Annotated in this window: 12 protein-coding genes; 1 reads left to right on the top strand and 11 read right to left on the bottom strand. The window is 64.1% G+C overall.

The window, feature by feature from the left end:
• Window positions 1–161: 161 nt before the first annotated feature.
• The 10 genes from trpA to FSY59_RS07530 form a co-directional block, all read right to left on the bottom strand.
• Window positions 162–971 (bottom strand): tryptophan synthase subunit alpha, encoded by an 810-nt coding sequence (gene trpA, locus FSY59_RS07485; RefSeq protein WP_003057943.1) that lies wholly within the window; start codon window positions 969–971, stop codon window positions 162–164.
• On the bottom strand, window positions 968–2260 hold the full coding sequence (gene trpB / locus FSY59_RS07490; RefSeq protein WP_043371074.1) for a tryptophan synthase subunit beta: 1293 nt from the start codon (window positions 2258–2260) through the stop codon (window positions 968–970). Before trpB ends, trpA begins: the two co-directional genes overlap by 4 nt.
• Entirely contained in the window at window positions 2185–2970 is a 786-nt protein-coding gene (locus tag FSY59_RS07495; RefSeq protein ID WP_019043796.1) for a phosphoribosylanthranilate isomerase, read from the bottom strand. The genes trpB and FSY59_RS07495 overlap by 76 nt, the downstream gene beginning before the upstream one ends.
• A 42-nt stretch (window positions 2971–3012) precedes the next feature.
• Window positions 3013–3843 (bottom strand): tRNA pseudouridine(38-40) synthase TruA, encoded by an 831-nt coding sequence (gene truA / locus FSY59_RS07500; RefSeq protein WP_003057941.1) that lies wholly within the window; start codon window positions 3841–3843, stop codon window positions 3013–3015.
• 40 nt (window positions 3844–3883) lie between these two features.
• A complete protein-coding gene (locus FSY59_RS07505) occupies window positions 3884–6838 on the bottom strand; it encodes a FimV/HubP family polar landmark protein (RefSeq protein WP_148728733.1) in 2955 nt (984 codons plus the stop codon).
• 372 nt (window positions 6839–7210) lie between these two features.
• Complete coding sequence (asd, locus tag FSY59_RS07510) at window positions 7211–8323, bottom strand: aspartate-semialdehyde dehydrogenase (protein WP_043371077.1); 1113 nt, start codon at window positions 8321–8323, stop codon at window positions 7211–7213.
• Window positions 8324–8696: 373 nt separating this feature from the next.
• Window positions 8697–9773, bottom strand: a complete 1077-nt coding sequence (gene leuB / locus FSY59_RS07515; RefSeq protein WP_003057936.1) for a 3-isopropylmalate dehydrogenase — start codon at window positions 9771–9773, stop codon at window positions 8697–8699.
• Window positions 9774–10010: 237 nt separating this feature from the next.
• Window positions 10011–10667 carry a 3-isopropylmalate dehydratase small subunit gene (leuD, locus tag FSY59_RS07520; protein ID WP_003057935.1) on the bottom strand — a complete coding sequence of 219 codons (657 nt, stop codon included), beginning with the start codon at window positions 10665–10667 and terminating at the stop codon, window positions 10011–10013.
• Window positions 10668–10792: 125 nt separating this feature from the next.
• The gene (gene leuC / locus FSY59_RS07525; protein ID WP_148728734.1) at window positions 10793–12214 is read right to left on the bottom strand and encodes a 3-isopropylmalate dehydratase large subunit; all 1422 of its coding nucleotides are present in this window, start codon (window positions 12212–12214) and stop codon (window positions 10793–10795) included.
• Between the two features lie 57 nt (window positions 12215–12271).
• Window positions 12272–13240: a LysR substrate-binding domain-containing protein gene (locus FSY59_RS07530; protein ID WP_050872222.1), complete on the bottom strand. Its 969-nt coding sequence runs from the start codon at window positions 13238–13240 to the stop codon at window positions 12272–12274.
• 371 nt (window positions 13241–13611) lie between these two features.
• Between FSY59_RS07530 and FSY59_RS07535 the strand changes: the two genes are divergently transcribed.
• A complete protein-coding gene (locus FSY59_RS07535; RefSeq protein ID WP_187427902.1) occupies window positions 13612–14889 on the top strand; it encodes a tetratricopeptide repeat protein in 1278 nt (425 codons plus the stop codon).
• A 68-nt stretch (window positions 14890–14957) separates the two neighbouring features.
• On the opposite strand, the gene dnaJ is transcribed toward FSY59_RS07535, so the two are convergent.
• Window positions 14958–16088, bottom strand: a complete 1131-nt coding sequence (dnaJ, locus tag FSY59_RS07540) for a molecular chaperone DnaJ (RefSeq protein WP_003057927.1) — start codon at window positions 16086–16088, stop codon at window positions 14958–14960.
• Window positions 16089–16145: the final 57 nt, after the last annotated feature.

The following is a 16145-nucleotide window of genomic DNA, read 5'->3' on the forward strand; positions in this document are numbered from 1 at the left end:
CACTGCACGCTACTCGCAACCCGTGAGAGCAGCATGGTACAGGCACTGGCGCAATCTCATCAGAGACAGCGAGCAAGGGCCGCCCCGCCGCGAAGCTGTCGTCCCCCTTCCAGGGGGAAGCGGCGCAGCCGCTCAGGGGGTGGCTAATTTCTAGGGGTGCATTATGCGTCGAGAGCCTTTCGCACACCACGCAGAAAGTCTATTGCCAGAGGCACGATCTTCTCGTGGGGCTGGTTGTCGAGCAGGTCAATGATGCGGCTGCCGATGATGACGGCGTCGGCTACCTGGCCCACGGTCTGTGCGGTCTGGGCATCGCGAATGCCGAAACCCACGCCCACGGGCACGCTGACATGCTGGCGAATGCGCGGCAGCATGGCCTCCACGGCCGAGGTGTCCAGAGCGCCCGAACCGGTCACGCCCTTGAGCGAGACATAGTAGACGTAGCCGCTGGCCACGCGCGCCACCTGTTGCATGCGCTCCTGCGTGCTGGTGGGCGCCAGCAGGAAGATCAGGTCCATGTCGCGGGCCTTGAGCTTGGCGGCGAACTCCTCGCATTCCTCGGGCGGATAGTCCACGATCAGTACGCCATCGACGCCGGCTGCGGCGGCATGGCTGACGAAGGCATCTTCGCCATGGATCTGGTCGTAGCGCTCCAAGGGGTTGGCATAGCCCATGAGCACCACGGGCGTGGTCTGGTCCTTTTTGCGGAACTCGGCCACATAGGCCAGCACCTGGCTCAGGCCCACGCCGTTGGCGATGGCCTTATCGCCTGCGCGCTGGATGGTGGGGCCGTCGGCCATGGGGTCGGAGAAGGGCACGCCCAGCTCGATCACGTCGGCACCGGCTTCCACCATGCCGTGCATGAGGGGAGGGGTGATGGCGGCGAACGGGAAGCCTGCTGTCACATAGGGAATCAAGGCCTTGCGGCCTTCTTCCTTGAGCTTGCTGAAAGTGGCGGTGATTCGGCTCATAACTTGTTGCCCCCTGCGGCAGCCTTGGCTGCATCATGTCCGGGAGCGCCCTTGACGGTGAGACCGCGCATGGAAGGACGGTCGAAGTATTCGGCACCCGACAGGTCGGCCACGGTGCCGATGTCCTTGTCGCCGCGGCCGGAGAGGCTGACGAGAATGGACTGGTCGGCGCGCATGGTCTTGGCCAGCTTCATGGCATAGGCCACGGCGTGGCTGGACTCCAGAGCCGGGATGATGCCTTCGGCGCGGCACAGGTAGTGGAAGGCGTCCAGCGCTTCCTGGTCGGTAATGCCCACGTACTGGGCGCGACCGATTTCCTGCAGCCAGGCATGTTCGGGACCCACGCCGGGGTAATCCAGGCCGGCGCTCACCGAGTGAGTCTCGGTGATCTGGCCGTTTTCGTCCTGCAGGATGAAGGTGCGGTTGCCATGCAGCACGCCCGAGCTGCCTTTTTGCAGCGAGGCCGAGTGCTTGCCGGATTCCAGGCCCTCGCCCGCCGCTTCCACGCCGAACAGCTTGGTGTTCTCGTAGGGGATATAAGGGTAGAAGATGCCCATGGCGTTGCTGCCGCCGCCCACGCAGGCGACCACGGCATCGGGCTGTGTGTCGGCGCCCAGGAACTCGGGCATCTGCGTCAGGCACTCGTTGCCGATGACCTTCTGGAAGTCGCGCACCATCATGGGGTAGGGGTGGGGGCCGGCCACGGTACCGATGATGTAGAAGGTGTTGTCCACATTGGCAACCCAGTCGCGCATGGCTTCGTTGAGCGCATCCTTGAGCGTTCGGGAGCCGGACTCCACGGGCACCACGGTCGCGCCCAGCAGCTTCATGCGGTAGACATTGGGGCTTTGGCGCTTCACGTCCTCGGCACCCATGTAGACGATGCACTCGAGGCCGTAACGCGCACAGATGGTGGCCGTGGCTACGCCGTGCTGGCCGGCGCCTGTCTCGGCAATGATGCGCGGCTTGCCCATGCGCTTGGCGAGCATGGCCTGGCCGATCACATTGTTGATCTTGTGTGCGCCCGTGTGGTTGAGGTCCTCGCGCTTCAGATAGATCTGCGCGCCGCCCATTTCTCGGCTCATGCGTGAGGCGTGATAGACGGGCGAGGGACGGCCTACGTAGTGGGCCAGCTCGGACTGGAATTCGGCAATGAATTCGGGGTCGTTCTGATACTTTGCGTAGGCCTCACGCAACTCGGTGAGGGCGTGGGTCAGGGTTTCGCTGGCGAAGCTGCCGCCGTAGCGGCCGAAATGGCCGTGGGCGTCGGGATACTGGTATTCAAACATGTGTCAGTCTGCAAAATTTGGGCATCAGCTGCGCGTACGGCAGCAATGAAGCGGTGAATCTTGTGGGCATCCTTGATGCCTTTGAGGGGCTTGCCGTCGGGGCCGTCGGCCTCGACACCAGAGCTCACATCAACGGCCAGAGACAACCCGCGAGGGCGCACTTGCAAGATGCCATCGGTCACGTTTGCAGGCGTGAGTCCACCAGACAAAACGAGGTGAGAGTCGACGCTTGTTGGCAGAAGTGACCAATTGAATGCCTTGCCGCCGCCACCATAACCATCGACATGGGCGTCGAGAAGGATGGCTTGGGCCTTTGAATAACGTTGGGCATATTCTACGAGGTCAAACTGGGCCGCATCGTCTCCAAGGGGTATGCGCGCCGCGCGCAACCAGGGCTGGACGCCCCGGGTGGAGGCTTCGCAATCCGTTGCCGATTCATCACCGTGAAATTGCACGCAGGCGTTTGGTATCCGGTCGCAGGCAGCTATCACATTGGTAGCTGTTTCATTCACAAAGAGCAAAACAGGTGTGACAAAGGGTGGCAGTCGCCGGGCCAGCTCGGCCGCGCGCTGCAGCGTCACGGCACGCGGGCTTGGCGCATAGAGCACGAAGCCGATGGCGTCGGCGCCGGCGGCCACCGCGGTGTCGACATCCTGCTCGCGGGTCAGGCCGCAGATCTTGATGCGGGTGCGGGAGGCAAGTGAAGGCATGACTAATCCCTGGCGTTGCAGCAATCGTTGGCAGGTGGCCGCTCAGGGCAGCCAGGCAAACGGGGGTGTGTCGGCAGGCAGACCCCAGCGTGTATCGTAAATGGGGCCGAGAAAGTACAGTCCGTCAGGGGAGAAGGTGGGGGCGGCCACCTCGCGCGAGCGTGCTTCCAGCACCTGCTGCATCCATTCCACGGGCTTGGAGCCCTGGCCCACGTAGATCAGGCAGCCCATGATGTTGCGGATCATGTGGTGCAGAAAAGCGCTGCCCTCGAACTCGAAGCGCCAGTAGCCGCATTGCATCTGCGTGTCGCGCATGGGGGCCTGGCCAGCGGGGCGGTAGTGGATGTCGATGCGGCGCAGGGTCTTGACCGGGCTCTTGGCCTGGCAGCCCGCGGCGCGAAAGGACGAAAAATCATGCTCGCCCAGCAGCAGATCGGCGGCTGCGCGCATGCGCTGCGCATCCAGCGTCTGAAACACCCAGCCGACCCGGCCCTGGTCCACGCTGGGGCGCACGGGAGACTGCAGCAGCACATAGGCATAGCGACGTGCGGTGGCACAGGCGCGGGAATGGAAGCCATCCGGGCCGTCTGCCACCTCGGCCGCCCATTGCACGGCAATGTCCTTGGGCAGAAAGGTGTTGGTGCCGCGCACCCAGGAGTTGGGTGTGCGCTGCAGCCCGGTGTCAAAGTGCACGACCTGCATCAGGCCGTGCACACCCGAATCGGTGCGACCGGCACAGATGGTGGAGACTTCTTGAGCAGCAAAGCGGCCCAGGGCCGCTTCGAGTTTGTCTTGTACGGTGTTGCCATCGGGTTGGCTTTGCCAGCCGCGATAGGCCTGACCGTTGTAGCTGACGCCAAGAGCTATGCGCATGGCATGGCTCCCGGCGCGGGGTCTGAATGCATCAAATCAATCAACCAATCTGAGAGAGAAGGCTGTGAGCCTTGGCCTTGAGATCGCCATGGGCCTCGGCGATCACTTCCTCGATCAGTGTACGCGCTCCGTCGCTGTCGCCGATGGCATTGAACTCTTCGGCCAGGGCCAGCTTGGTTGCCAGCGGGTCCTCGGGTTCGGAGGGCGCCGGCACGGCATCGATGGTTGCGGTGTCGTCGGAGGTGCCCAGGTCCAGCGACAGGCCGCTGAGGTCGAAGGTCACCTCGGGTTGTGCAGAAGCGGCGGCGGGGCTGTCGCTCTCCTCGGCAGTCTGCTGCAAGGTCAGCGCTTCGATGTCCTGCTCTGCGCCAGGGCCCTCCTGGCTGGAAGAGAGCTCCAGCGGAGCCGTTTCCTGTCCGCTTTCCGGCTCAGGCTGGGATTGCGAGGGCAGGGCGAAGCTGTCGAGGTCGAACTCGAGGGCATTCAGGGGGCCTGGCTCGGCGGGAGCCGGGGCTGTGACGGGTGCCGGAGCCTGAGAGGCCGTGGCGGGCAGGCTGAACGAAGCCAGATCGTCGAGGTTGAGGTTCAGGCCATTGTCTGCTGCGGGTGCCGGCTCGGATGTGCTGACAGGGGTGTCCCACTGTGCCAGTGCCGCGAAATCCTGCTCGTTGGGCAAGGAAACGGGCTCGGAGGCCACGGGCGCTGCGCTGGCCGCGGTGTCGGGCAGGCCTGCTGGCAGTTCCAGATCCATGTCGAAGTCCATGCCGGCTGGCTCCGTCGGAGGGCCTTCGCGGCTGGCCGCCGCTTCGGCGGCCTGTGCAGCAGCCAATGCCGAGCCGAAGCCTACGGCTGCGGCCACGCCGCCTTGCAGCGCGGTCGATGGGGCGGTGGGGCTGAAGGCGTTGGGCGCAGCCGCTGTGCCTGCTTGCGGCTGGGGAGCGCCGCCCAGCTGGTAGGTCAGATTGTCGGGGTCCAGGATGCGGCCCTGATCGGCCAGTCGCTGCCATTCGGGGCCCTTGCCCTGGGTCAGCGCAAAGACGTTGTTGGCAACCGAGGCGTAGGCCATGCGGTCATGGCGCTTGGCATAGATTTCAGCGAGCTTCTGGTGCAGCACCAGGCGGTTGGGGTCGGTGCGCAGCGCTTCCTTGAGGATTTCCTCGGCCTGCAGGTCGCGGCCATAGGCCAGGTAGACATCGGCTTCGGCCAGCGGGTCCACATCTCCGGCGTCGAGCTGGCTGGGAGAGTACTGCATGGACTGGCCCGACATCTGGCTGCTGCTGGTCGTGGTGTCCACGCGCTGGCCGCCGCTGGCGCCGAAGAAGGAGTCCGCCGACAGCTGGCTGTCGCCCAGCGTGCTGTCCGCGCTTGCCGCAGCGGCCTTGCGACGCTGGGAAACACGGTAGCCGCCATAGCCCAGCAGCAGGGCCAACAGTGCCGCACCTGCCAGCGGGATGGTGGGATCTTCCATCAGGCTGTCGATAAAGCTGGGCTCTTCGGGAATGGGGGCAGGTGCCGCCACAGGCTTGGGGGGGGCAACCGGTGCCGGTGCCGGTGCAGGCGCTGCAGGCTCGGCTGCGGCTTGTGCCTCCGGTGCGGCCGCAGCGTCGCCAGGCTTGCCGGCCTCGGCTGGTGCAGCGCCAGCGGCCGCAGCTGTGGCTGCCACAGCATCGGCTGCCACAGCATCGGCTGCCACGGCCGGCGCCGGGGCTGGTGCTGCAGGTGTTGCAGCGGCAACCGGAGCTGAAGCAGGCGCTGCCACATTGGCGGCACCGGTCGCTGGCACGGCGACGCTGGGGCCTGCCGCAGGCGCAGCTGCTGCCGGCGTGCCAGCCGCGGGAGCTGCAGCCGTACCGGCGGGTTTGGTCGCGGCCGCAATCTGGCTCAACTCGGCCATATTGCGCTTGAGTTCATCGGCGCGCGCAGACTGGTCGGCAGCCTGCTTTTGCTGGGCCATCTGCTCGTCGGCGGCAACGCCCTTGACGGAACCCTTGGACAGGGTCAGCTTGTCGGGGGCGGCGGTAGCGGCCTTGGCATCTGCGACATGGGCCTGAACCTGGCCGGAGGCGCTGCGCGACGCCGCTTCCACGGTGGCCACAGGTGCAACGCCTGCGAGTTGACGGCGGAACTGGTTGAAATCCTGAGACTGGGCCGCCATGATCTGGCGTGCTTCCTTGGCCGAGGTGGCCTGGGCCGCTGCCTGATCGGGCATCTGAACCACGACGCCGCTGCGCATGCGGTTGATGTTGCCATTGACGAAGGCCTGGGGGTTGCTGCGCAGCATGGCCACCAGCATCTGGTCGAGCGAGACGCCTGCGGGCTTGTGTGCCGCAGCAAGGCGTCCGGCGGTGTCGCCGGTTCTGACGCGGACTTCGTCACCGCCAGCAGGTGCTGCAGCGGCGGCCTGGCGCTTGCGCAGCGGCTTCGCAGCGGCTTCGTCCTGGTCGCGGTCATTGCGCAGGTCCCGGCCGGTGGTGCCGACAGGGCTGGAGGCAGCCCGTGTGGTCACGGCGGCACGTGCTGGCGCTGGTGCAGGCACCGCGGCAGGCGTGGCCTGAGCCGCAGTGGTGGGCGCAGGAGCAGGGCGGCGCGTTGCCGGGGGGTCAAGCAGCAAGGTGTAGTTGCGCTGCAGCTTGCCCGATGCCCAGTTGGCATCGATCACCAGATCGACAAAGGGATCGTTGACCGGCTGAAAGCTGCTGAGCTTGAGCACGGCCGTGCCGTTGGCGCGCTTTTGCACCTGCACGCGCACCGAATTGGCAGTGCCTGTGAATTCCATGCCCTGGGCGCGGAAGGCGGCTGGCGATGCAATGGCCGCCTGCAGGCTGTCGGCTTCGGCAGCGCTGAGCTGAGGGATTTCAACCTCGGCACGCAGAGGCTCACCCAGAGCCGACTGCACCGTGATGCGCCCCAATGCCAATGCCCATGCATCGGTGGCCGAGAGGCTTGACAGTGCGAGGGTGGCTGCGGCTAGCGCAGAGAGTTTCCAGCGTTGCATAGGGCTCAGACTTGATTCGTGCAGCCTACAGCCCTCTTGTTCTTGATCGGGTTTGTGGCTGCGGTGCACATAAAAAATTGGAAATTCCAGCAGGCGGCAAAGGTCTCTCGGGCCGGCGGACACAGTTTGCATTGTCAACGACGCTATTGCAATGTGAGCAAAAGCATGGCTGGCAAGGCGCTGAATTGTTGTCGATTGGCAACGAGATGAAACCTAATGTAGGTTGGCTGACGGTTTGCATTCGCCCGAATAAGCGGGCAATTGTCGCCCAAGCCCGGAGCCCGGGGATGAAAAAAGCGCCAGTCATCACGGGGATGACCGGCGCTTTGCTGCGCTGGATCAAGCCGTCAGGCGGCTTGATGGCGGCCGGTATCAGGCTGCCAGCAGGATGCGCAGCATGCGGCGCAGAGGCTCTGCAGCACCCCACAGCAACTGGTCGCCGATCACGAAGGCCGAGACGTACTCGGGGCCCATGTTCAGCTTGCGCACGCGACCCACGGCCACTTCCAGGCCGCCGGTGGTGGCAGCAGGAGTCAGCTCCTTGACGGTCTCGGCGCGGTCGTTGGCCACGAACTTGACCCAGGGATTGCCGGCCTTGATCAGGGCTTCGATCTCTTCCAGGGGCAGATCCTTCTTCAGCTTCAGGGTCAGAGCCAGGCTGTGGCAGCGCATGGCGCCAATGCGCACGCACAGGCCGTCGACGGGGATGGTGGCTTCGGTGCCGAGAATCTTGTTGACTTCGGCCTGGCCCTTCCATTCTTCCTTGGACTGGCCGTTGGGCAGCTGCGCGTCGATCCAGGGGATCAGGCCGCCGGCCAGGGGCGCGCCGAAGAATTCGGTGGGTACATCTTCGCGGATGGTCTGGGCGACCTTGCGGTCGATTTCCAGAATCGCCGAAGCAGGAGTCGCCAGCTCGTCGGCGACGGCGGCGTGCACCACGCCCATGCCCTTGAGCAGCTCGCGCATATGGTTGGCACCACCGCCCGATGCGGCCTGGTAGGTCATGGAAGAGACCCATTCCACCAGACCGGCCTTGAACAGACCGCCCAGACCCATCAGCAGGATGGAGTTGGTGCAGTTGCCGCCGATCCAGTTCTTGCCGCCGGCGGCCAGCTTCTGCTGGATCAGGTCGTCGTTGACGGGGTCCAGCACGATGACGGCGTCGCCCTCCATGCGCAGCGAGGAGGCCGCGTCAATCCAGTGACCGTTCCAGCCGGCAGCGCGGATCTTGGGGAAGACTTCCTTGGTGTAGTCGCCACCCTGGCAGGTGATGATGATGTCGCACTTGGACAGCTCGGCGATGTCGTTGGCGTCCTTCAGCTCGGTGTGCACGGTGGCCATGGCCGGAGCCCTGCCGCCGGCATTGGAGGTGGAGAAGAACACGGGCTCGATCAGTGCGAAGTCGCCTTCGGCCTGCATACGGTCCATCAGCACGGAGCCGACCATGCCGCGCCAGCCCACCAAACCTACCAATTGCTTGCTCATTTGAAACGCCCTTTCAGTTTTGAAAACAGTAGCTTGAGACTGCTTCGGCCGGCTCGTCAGGGCCGGAAGGGGCGCGCGACGAACCGGGCTGGGTCAGCCTGTAATCGTCTTAATGGTGATTGCGCGCGCATTCACACCGGCAGTCTTTGCGGGTGTGACGATTTCGGGAGCGAAGGTGCGTGCGGCAAACATAAGAGTCGTCATTCTAGCGACTAGAGAAAAAGCTTGAAGAACTAAAAGCGCTTGAAACTCTAGTCAAAACGTCGAAATAAATTATTTATTTTTGACGTTTTGTTTTATTTGGTGCCGAAATTTGCGTCAAACCCAAAGCCGCCGCTTACGGCGGCGGCTGGGCTTCAGCGGTTTCGGTGCCTCAGACGCTGGCCAGGGCCTTGACCACGGCATCGCCCATTTCACGGGTGCTGACCTTGGTCGTGCCTTCGCTGTAGATGTCGGCAGTGCGCAGGCCGTCGGCCAGCACTTTTTGCACGGCGGCTTCGATCTTCTGGGCGGCTGCTTCCTGGCCCAGGCTGAAGCGCAGCATCATGGCGGCCGACAGAATGGTGGCCAGCGGGTTGGCGATGCCCTTGCCGGCGATGTCGGGAGCCGAGCCGTGGCTGGGTTCGTACAGGCCTTGCTTCTTGTCGTTCAGGCTGGCGCTGGGCAGCATGCCGATGGAGCCGGTCAGCATGGAGGCTTCGTCGGAGAGGATGTCGCCGAACATATTGCCGGTCACCACCACGTCGAAGCGCTTGGGTTCCTTGACCAGTTGCATGGCGGCGTTGTCCACATACATATGGTCCAGGGCCACGTCGGGGTACTGCTTGGCGACTTCGCTGACCACGTCCTTCCAGAGCTGGAAGGTTTCCAGCACATTGGCCTTGTCCACGCTGGTCACGCGCTTGCTGCGCTTCTGGGCGGCCTGGAAGGCGACATGGGCGATGCGCTCGATCTCGGGACGGGTGTAGCGCATGGTGTCGAAGGCTTCCTCGGCGCCGGGGAAATGGCCGTCGGGAGCCACACGGCGGCCGCGCGGCTGGCCGAAGTAGATGTCGCCGGTCAACTCGCGGATGATGAGGATGTCCAGGCCCGCCACCAGCTCGGGCTTGAGGCTGGAAGCGTGGGTCAGTTCCTTGTAGCAGATGGCGGGACGGAAGTTGGCGAACAGGCCCAGGGCCTTGCGCAGGCCCAGAATGGCCTGCTCGGGACGCAGGGGGCGGTCCAGCGTGTCGTACTTCCAGTCGCCCACGGCACCGAACAGGATCGCGTCGGCTTCCTGGGCCAGCTTCAGCGTGGCGGGAGGCAGGGGGTGGCCGGCAGCTTCGTAGCCGGCGCCGCCCACGGGAGCGGTTTCCATCTCCAGACCCAGATTCAGGGCCTCAAGCACCTTGACGGCTTCCGCGACGATTTCGGGACCGATGCCATCACCGGGCAAAACTGCAATCTTCATGATGTTCCTTTGATTAATTTGATAGCTACTTGCGTTTGTTATTCATAGATTTCAGATTGAATTAATGCTGATATGCATGAATAGAAGGCGCAAGCAGCTCATTTATGGGTAGCAACCTAAAAACAAGCACGCCCCAAACAAGGGGCATCAAGCAAGGGCCGCCCCGCAGCGAAGATGCCGTCCCCCTTCCGATGCAACGCATCGAGAAAGGGGGAAGCCGCGCAGCGGCTCAGGGGGTTACTTCTGAATCAACGTATGCGCCAGCCAGGGCTTTTGTGCCAGGCGCTCGGCTTCGAAGGCCTTGATCTTGTCGGCATGGCGCATGGTCAGGCCGATATCGTCGAAGCCGTTGAGCAGGCAGTACTTGCGAAAGGCGATGACGTCGAAGGCGATCTCTTCGCCCTGGGGCCTCAGGATCACCTGGCGCTCCAGGTCGATGGTCAGCTCGTAGCCGGGGAAGGCCGCGACGTCGTTGAACAGCTGGTCGATCGTGGCCTCGGGCAGCACGATGGGCAGCAGGCCGTTCTTGAAGCTGTTGTTGAAGAAGATGTCGGCAAAGCTGGGGGCCAGGATGGCGCGGAAACCGTACTGGTCCAGGGCCCAGGGGGCGTGCTCGCGGCTGGAGCCGCAGCCGAAGTTCTTGCGCGCGATCAGGATGCTGGCGCCCTTGAAGCGGGGCTGGTTGAGCACGAAGTCGGGGTTGGGCTTGCGGTCGGCTTCGGGTACGCCGGGCTGGCCGGGCTGGTCCAGATAGCGCCACTCGTCAAACAGGTTGGGGCCGAAGCCGGTCTTCTTGATGGACTTCAGGAACTGCTTGGGAATGATGGCGTCGGTGTCGACGTTCTCGCGGTCCATGGGGGCGACAAGGCCCTTGTGCACGGTGAATTTTTGCATGGTGTGATTCCAGAATCTTCAGTCTTGGCGACGTTCGCGTCTTGCATCAGAGACGGCCAGCAAGGGCCGTCCCGCAGCAAAGGCCGTCGTCCCCCTTGGGGGAAGGCGCGCAGCGACTCAGGGGGTTACGCAAATTGACGGATGTCGACAAAGTGGCCGTGGATGGCTGCCGCAGCGGCCATGGCGGGGCTGACGAGGTGGGTGCGGCCACCGGCGCCCTGACGGCCTTCGAAGTTGCGGTTCGAGGTCGACGCACAGCGCTCGCCGGGCTCCAGGCGGTCGGCGTTCATGGCCAGGCACATGGAGCAGCCGGGTTCGCGCCATTCAAAGCCGGCGGCCTTGAAGATCTGGTCCAGGCCTTCGCGCTCGGCCTGTTCCTTGACCAGGCCGGAGCCGGGCACCACCATGGCCAGCTTGATGTTCTTGGCGACCTTCTGGCCCAGATTCTTGACCACGGCCGCGGCTTCGCGCATGTCTTCGATGCGGCTGTTGGTGCAGGAGCCGATGAACACCTTGTCGACAAAGATGTCGTTGATGGGCTTGCCGGGTTCCAGTGCCATATAGGTCAGCGCACGTTCGATGGCGCCGCGCTTGTTGGAGTCCTTTTCCTTGTCGGGATCGGGAACGGCGGCATCGATGCCCAGCACCATTTCAGGGCTGGTGCCCCAGGTCACCTGCGGCACGATGTCGGCGGCGTTCAGCTCCACCACGCGGTCGAACTTCGCATCGGCGTCGGAATGCAGAGTCTTCCAGTAGCTGACGGCGGCATCCCACTCGCCGCCCGTGGGCGCCAGGGGGCGGCCCTTGATGTAGTTGATGGTCTTGTCGTCCACGGCGACGAGACCTGCGCGAGCGCCGCCTTCGATGGCCATGTTGCAGACCGTCATGCGGCCTTCCACGCTCAGGTCGCGGATGGCTTCCCCGGCAAACTCGATGGTGTAGCCCGTGCCGCCGGCGGTGCCGATCTTGCCGATGATGGCCAGCACGATGTCCTTGGCGGTGATGCCGGGTGCGACCTTGCCGTTGACCTGCACCAGCATGTTCTTGGCCTTCTTGGCCAGCAGGGTCTGGGTGGCCATCACATGCTCGACCTCGGAGGTACCGATGCCATGGGCCAGCGCGCCGAAAGCACCATGGGTGGAGGTGTGGCTGTCGCCGCAGACCACGGTCATGCCGGGCAGGGTCGCGCCTTGCTCGGGGCCCATGACGTGAACAATGCCCTGGCCCTTGTCCATGAAGGGAAAGAAGGCCGCCGAGCCGAACTCGGCAATATTGCTGTTCAGCGTGGTGATCTGTTCCTTGCTGATGGGGTCGGCAATGCCGTCATAGCCGCGCTCCCAGCCGTCGGTGGGGGTGTTGTGGTCGGCCGTGGCCACGACCGAGCTGACGCGCCACAGCTTTCGCCCGGCCATGCGCAGGCCTTCGAAGGCCTGGGGGCTGGTGACTTCATGCACCAGATGGCGGTCGATATAGAGGACAGAGGTGCCGTCTTCCTCGGTGTGAACGACGTGCTCGTCAAAAATCTTGTCGTAGAGGGTGCGTCCCATGGTGGTCTCGTGAGGTTGGTTTGTTGGGAGAATTCTGTTGTTGCTTGATGCGATGTTTCAAGCTTTGGCACTGGCAGGGCAGAGGTGATCGACCAGCAGGCGGGTGGTCACCGGCAACGCTTCAAAGTCGCGCGCCACCACGCAGAGTTCGCGGTGTGCCCAGTCGTCGGTGAGCTGCAGGGCGCGCAGATGGCCCACGCCATGCATCAGCTCGAATGCGCGGTCGGGCAGCAGGCCCAGCCCCAGGCCGTTGTCGATCATGCGGCACATGGCGTCCAGGCTGGTGACCTGGATGCGCTGGTGCAGCGGGTGGCCGGCCTGAGCCGCGGCAGAGCGCATGGCCAGGCTGATGGAGGAGCCCGCATGCAGGCCGACGATGTCCCATTCCAGCACTTCCGTGAAGGCCACGCTCTCGCGATCGGCCAAGGCATGGCGCTCGGGGACGACGACGACCAGCCTGTCTTCGCGATAGCTGCGGTATTGCAGCGGCACATTGCCCTGGCTCAGTTGCACGGTGGCCTGCTGGCCTTCGCTGCTTCTGATATTGCCCAGCGTGCAGATGCCGATATCGGCCGTGCCCTCGGCCACCGCACTCAGCACGTCGGGGCTCAGGTGTTCCTGCAGGTCGATCTTGATCTGGCTGTGCTCGCGTGCAAACGCCCCCAGGTCCTCGGGCAGAAACTGCACGATGGCCGACATATTGGCGTGCATGCGCACATGGCCGCGCACGCCGTCGGCGTATTCGGAGAGCTCGCCCTGCATGCGCTCCAGCCCGTACAGCACATTGCGGGCATGGTGGAGCAGACTTTCGCCGGCCGGCGTCAGCGTCACGCCGCGGCTGTGGCGATAGAGCAGGGCGGTATCCACCGTCGCTTCCAGGTCGGACAGGCGCTTGCTGACGGCCGAGGCCGCAATGAACTCGCGTTCAGCGGCGCGGCCAATGCTGCCCAGTTCGCACACGGCGACGAACAGCTGAAGCGAGGTGAGATCGATGCGGCGCGCAAAACTGCGCTCTGAATTCTTCATGGGGTAGGCTCAAGTCTTCTCGTTTCGAGAAGTTTTCAGCATTTTTACCGATTAATTCAGGTGAATCCATCTTTGAATGAGATGTCTTGGTTGGCGATGGGTAAATTTTGACGATGGGTGATTTCTTGTTTTGCGATGGCTTGGCATGAGCTGGAGCAGCAATGTGGCATTTGCCGGTTTCGCGTACTTGCATTTTCATAGCGCAGGCTCTAGATACTGGAATCGTGCAGGCCCGACCCGGCCTTGGGGCGCGGGAGGTCTTCCGGGCGCCAGGGTCCCGCATTTTTTACAAAGTAAATCGTCAGTAAAGCAGCCTGGAAGTGCCGCTATTCGCTGCAAAAATGTGAGTTATGAGAGTTCCGAACCATCCGATGTCCGACAGTGAGCCTTCCGAGTTGCCAGCCCTGGCTTCGGCCGGGGCACCCCTCTTGAACCGCAGCCGCTGCTGGGGCCATGCCTGCCTGCTGGCGGCGGCCCTGGCGCTGGGTGGTGGCATGGCCCTGCCGGCTGCGGCCAAGGGCAAGACCCCGGCCAAGTCCAGCGCGGCCGCGCCAGCCAAATCGTCCAAGCCCGCCAAGAGCACGACTTCAGGCGCTGCCAAATCTTCAGCAGCCAAGGCCGGCAAGAAAGGGCGTGCCGGTCGCCATGCGGCGGCGGCCGGGGCTGCGGCAGCCGGTGCTGCGGCAGCCGCTCCGCTGGGCCGCGAGCATTGGACGCCGGAGGCCAGAAGCAATCAGGCCGAGGATGCCAAGGAGCTGGCCGCCATGCGTGCCGAAGCCCAGACGGGCGATGCCAAGGCCCAGTATCTGCTGGGCTCGCGCTATCGTTTCGGCAAGGGCGTGAACCAGGATCTGGCCCAGGCCGTGCACTGGTACCGCCAGTCGGCCGAGCAGGGCTATGCGCCTGCGCAATCCGATCTGGGGGTGCTTTACGCGAATGGGCGGGGTGTGACGCTGGACGAGGCGCAGGCCGTGAGCTGGTACCGCAAGGCGGCAGATCAGGGCGATGGCATTGCGCAGAACAATCTGGGGCTGATGTATGCCGAGGGGCGTGGCGTGGCCGCAGACGATGCGCAGGCCGTGCAATGGTTCGAGCGCTCGGCCAAAAGTGGCGAGGCTGCGGGTCAGTACAGTCTGGGCGTGATGCTCTCCAGCGGCCGGGGCGTCAAGGAAGACGGGCGTGCCGCCCTGCAATGGTTTGAGCAGGCGGCCGAGAAAGGCCATGCCGATGCCCAGTACAACGCCGGCATGATTTATGCCGTGGGTGCTCTGGTGCCCCAGGATCTGACGCGCGCTGCACGCTGGCTGGAGAAGTCTGCCGGCCAGGGCAACGCGGCGGCGCAGTCGTCTCTGGGTTTTCTCTATGCCAACGGCCAGGGCGTGGCGCAGGATGCAGGCCAGGCGGCGCGCTGGTTCGATCGCGCAGCCAAGCAGGGCTACACGCTGGCGCAGTCGAATCTGGCGGCCATGTATGCCAGCGGCCAGGGCGTGCAGAAGGACATGGGCAGGGCCTATTTCTGGCTGACCATCGCCCAGGTCAAGGATCCCTCGCTGCAAAGCCGCATGCAGGTGGCCGAGCAGGCATTGAGCCCGTCGGAGCGGCTGAAGGTTCAGCGCGAGGTGCGCAGCTGGAAGCCGGGCAAGGAGTGATTCCCGTCCCCTGAAAAAAAGCCCATCAGGCGCATGGCCGATGGGCTTTTCTTGTGGAGCGTCAGTGCTTAGCTGAAGAAGCTCTTCAGGCGATCCGTCCAGCTCTCGCCACTGGGCGAATGCTTGGAGCCGCCTTTCTTGAGCGATTCATCCAGATCCTTGAGCAGCTTGCGCTGGTACTCGGTGAGCTTGACCGGGGTCTCCACCACGATGTGGCAGTAGAGATCGCCGGGGTAGCTGGAGCGAATGCCCTTGATGCCCTTGCCGCGCAGGCGGAACTGCTTGCCGGCTTGCGTGCCTTCGGGGATGTCGATCGCCGCCTTGCCCTGCAGCGTGGGCACTTCGATCTCGCCACCCAGGGCGGCGGTGATGAAGCTCACGGGGACATTGCAGTGCAGATCGTCGCCATCGCGCTCGAAGATGTCGTGATCCTTGACGCGAATCTCGATATAGAGGTCGCCTGCCGGGCCGCCATTGGTGCCGGGCTCGCCGTTGCCGGCCGAGCGGATGCGCATGCCGTCGTCGATGCCGGCGGGAATCTTCACTTCCAGCGTCTTCTGGCGCTTGACCTTGCCCTGGCCGCCGCAGGATGTGCAGGGCTCGGGAATGATCTTGCCCGTGCCACGGCAGTGCGGGCAGGTCTGCTGCACGCTGAAAAAGCCCTGGCGCATCTGCACCGTGCCCATGCCGTTGCAGGTGGAGCAGGTCTTGGTGCTGGTGCCGGGCTTGGCGCCGCTGCCACTGCAGGTGTCGCAGCTGTCCCAGCTCGGAATGCGGATCTGTGCATCCTTGCCCTTGGCGGCTTCTTCCAGGGTGATTTCCATGGAATAGCTGAGGTCGTTGCCACGGTAGACCTGACGGCCGCCGCGACCGCCGCGGCCGCCGCCGTTGAACATATCGCCAAAGATGTCGCCAAAGGCCTCGGCAAAGCCGCCGAAGCCCTCGCCGCCGCCCATGCCGCGGTTGGGGTCCACGCCGGCATGGCCGTACTGGTCGTAGGCCGCGCGTTTCTGGCTGTCGGAAAGCATCTCGTAGGCCTCTTTGACCTCCTTGAAGGTTTCCTCGGCTTCCTTGGCCTTGTCGCCCTGATTGCGGTCAGGGTGGTACTTCATCGCCAGCTTGCGATAGGCCTTCTTGATGTCATCGTCCGAGGCGCTTTTGGCAACGCCCAGAACTTCATAGTAGTCACGTTTGGACATGTGAGTTTTCGGTCGGATGGAACAGGAACGCCGCGCCAGCTCCTGGGAGCCCGGCGC

This window comes from Comamonas sp. Z3, assembly GCF_008121565.1.
Taxonomy (GTDB): Bacteria; Pseudomonadota; Gammaproteobacteria; order Burkholderiales; family Burkholderiaceae_C; genus Comamonas; species Comamonas brasiliensis.

What these genes read in the sequence shown, in the direction of transcription:
- leuC (WP_148728734.1), bottom strand. Translation starts at nt 12,214, where the DNA reads ATGGGACGCACCCTCTACGACAAGATTTTTGACGAGCACGTCGTTCAC.
- FSY59_RS07535 (WP_187427902.1), top strand. Translation starts at nt 13,612, where the DNA reads ATGTCCGACAGTGAGCCTTCCGAGTTGCCAGCCCTGGCTTCGGCCGGG.
- FSY59_RS07505 (WP_148728733.1), bottom strand. Translation starts at nt 6,838, where the DNA reads ATGCAACGCTGGAAACTCTCTGCGCTAGCCGCAGCCACCCTCGCACTG.
- leuD (WP_003057935.1), bottom strand. Translation starts at nt 10,667, where the DNA reads ATGCAAAAATTCACCGTGCACAAGGGCCTTGTCGCCCCCATGGACCGC.
- truA (WP_003057941.1), bottom strand. Translation starts at nt 3,843, where the DNA reads ATGCGCATAGCTCTTGGCGTCAGCTACAACGGTCAGGCCTATCGCGGC.
- trpA (WP_003057943.1), bottom strand. Translation starts at nt 971, where the DNA reads ATGAGCCGAATCACCGCCACTTTCAGCAAGCTCAAGGAAGAAGGCCGC.
- dnaJ (WP_003057927.1), bottom strand. Translation starts at nt 16,088, where the DNA reads ATGTCCAAACGTGACTACTATGAAGTTCTGGGCGTTGCCAAAAGCGCC.
- trpB (WP_043371074.1), bottom strand. Translation starts at nt 2,260, where the DNA reads ATGTTTGAATACCAGTATCCCGACGCCCACGGCCATTTCGGCCGCTAC.
- asd (WP_043371077.1), bottom strand. Translation starts at nt 8,323, where the DNA reads ATGAGCAAGCAATTGGTAGGTTTGGTGGGCTGGCGCGGCATGGTCGGC.
- FSY59_RS07530 (WP_050872222.1), bottom strand. Translation starts at nt 13,240, where the DNA reads ATGAAGAATTCAGAGCGCAGTTTTGCGCGCCGCATCGATCTCACCTCG.
- leuB (WP_003057936.1), bottom strand. Translation starts at nt 9,773, where the DNA reads ATGAAGATTGCAGTTTTGCCCGGTGATGGCATCGGTCCCGAAATCGTC.
- FSY59_RS07495 (WP_019043796.1), bottom strand. Translation starts at nt 2,970, where the DNA reads ATGCCTTCACTTGCCTCCCGCACCCGCATCAAGATCTGCGGCCTGACC.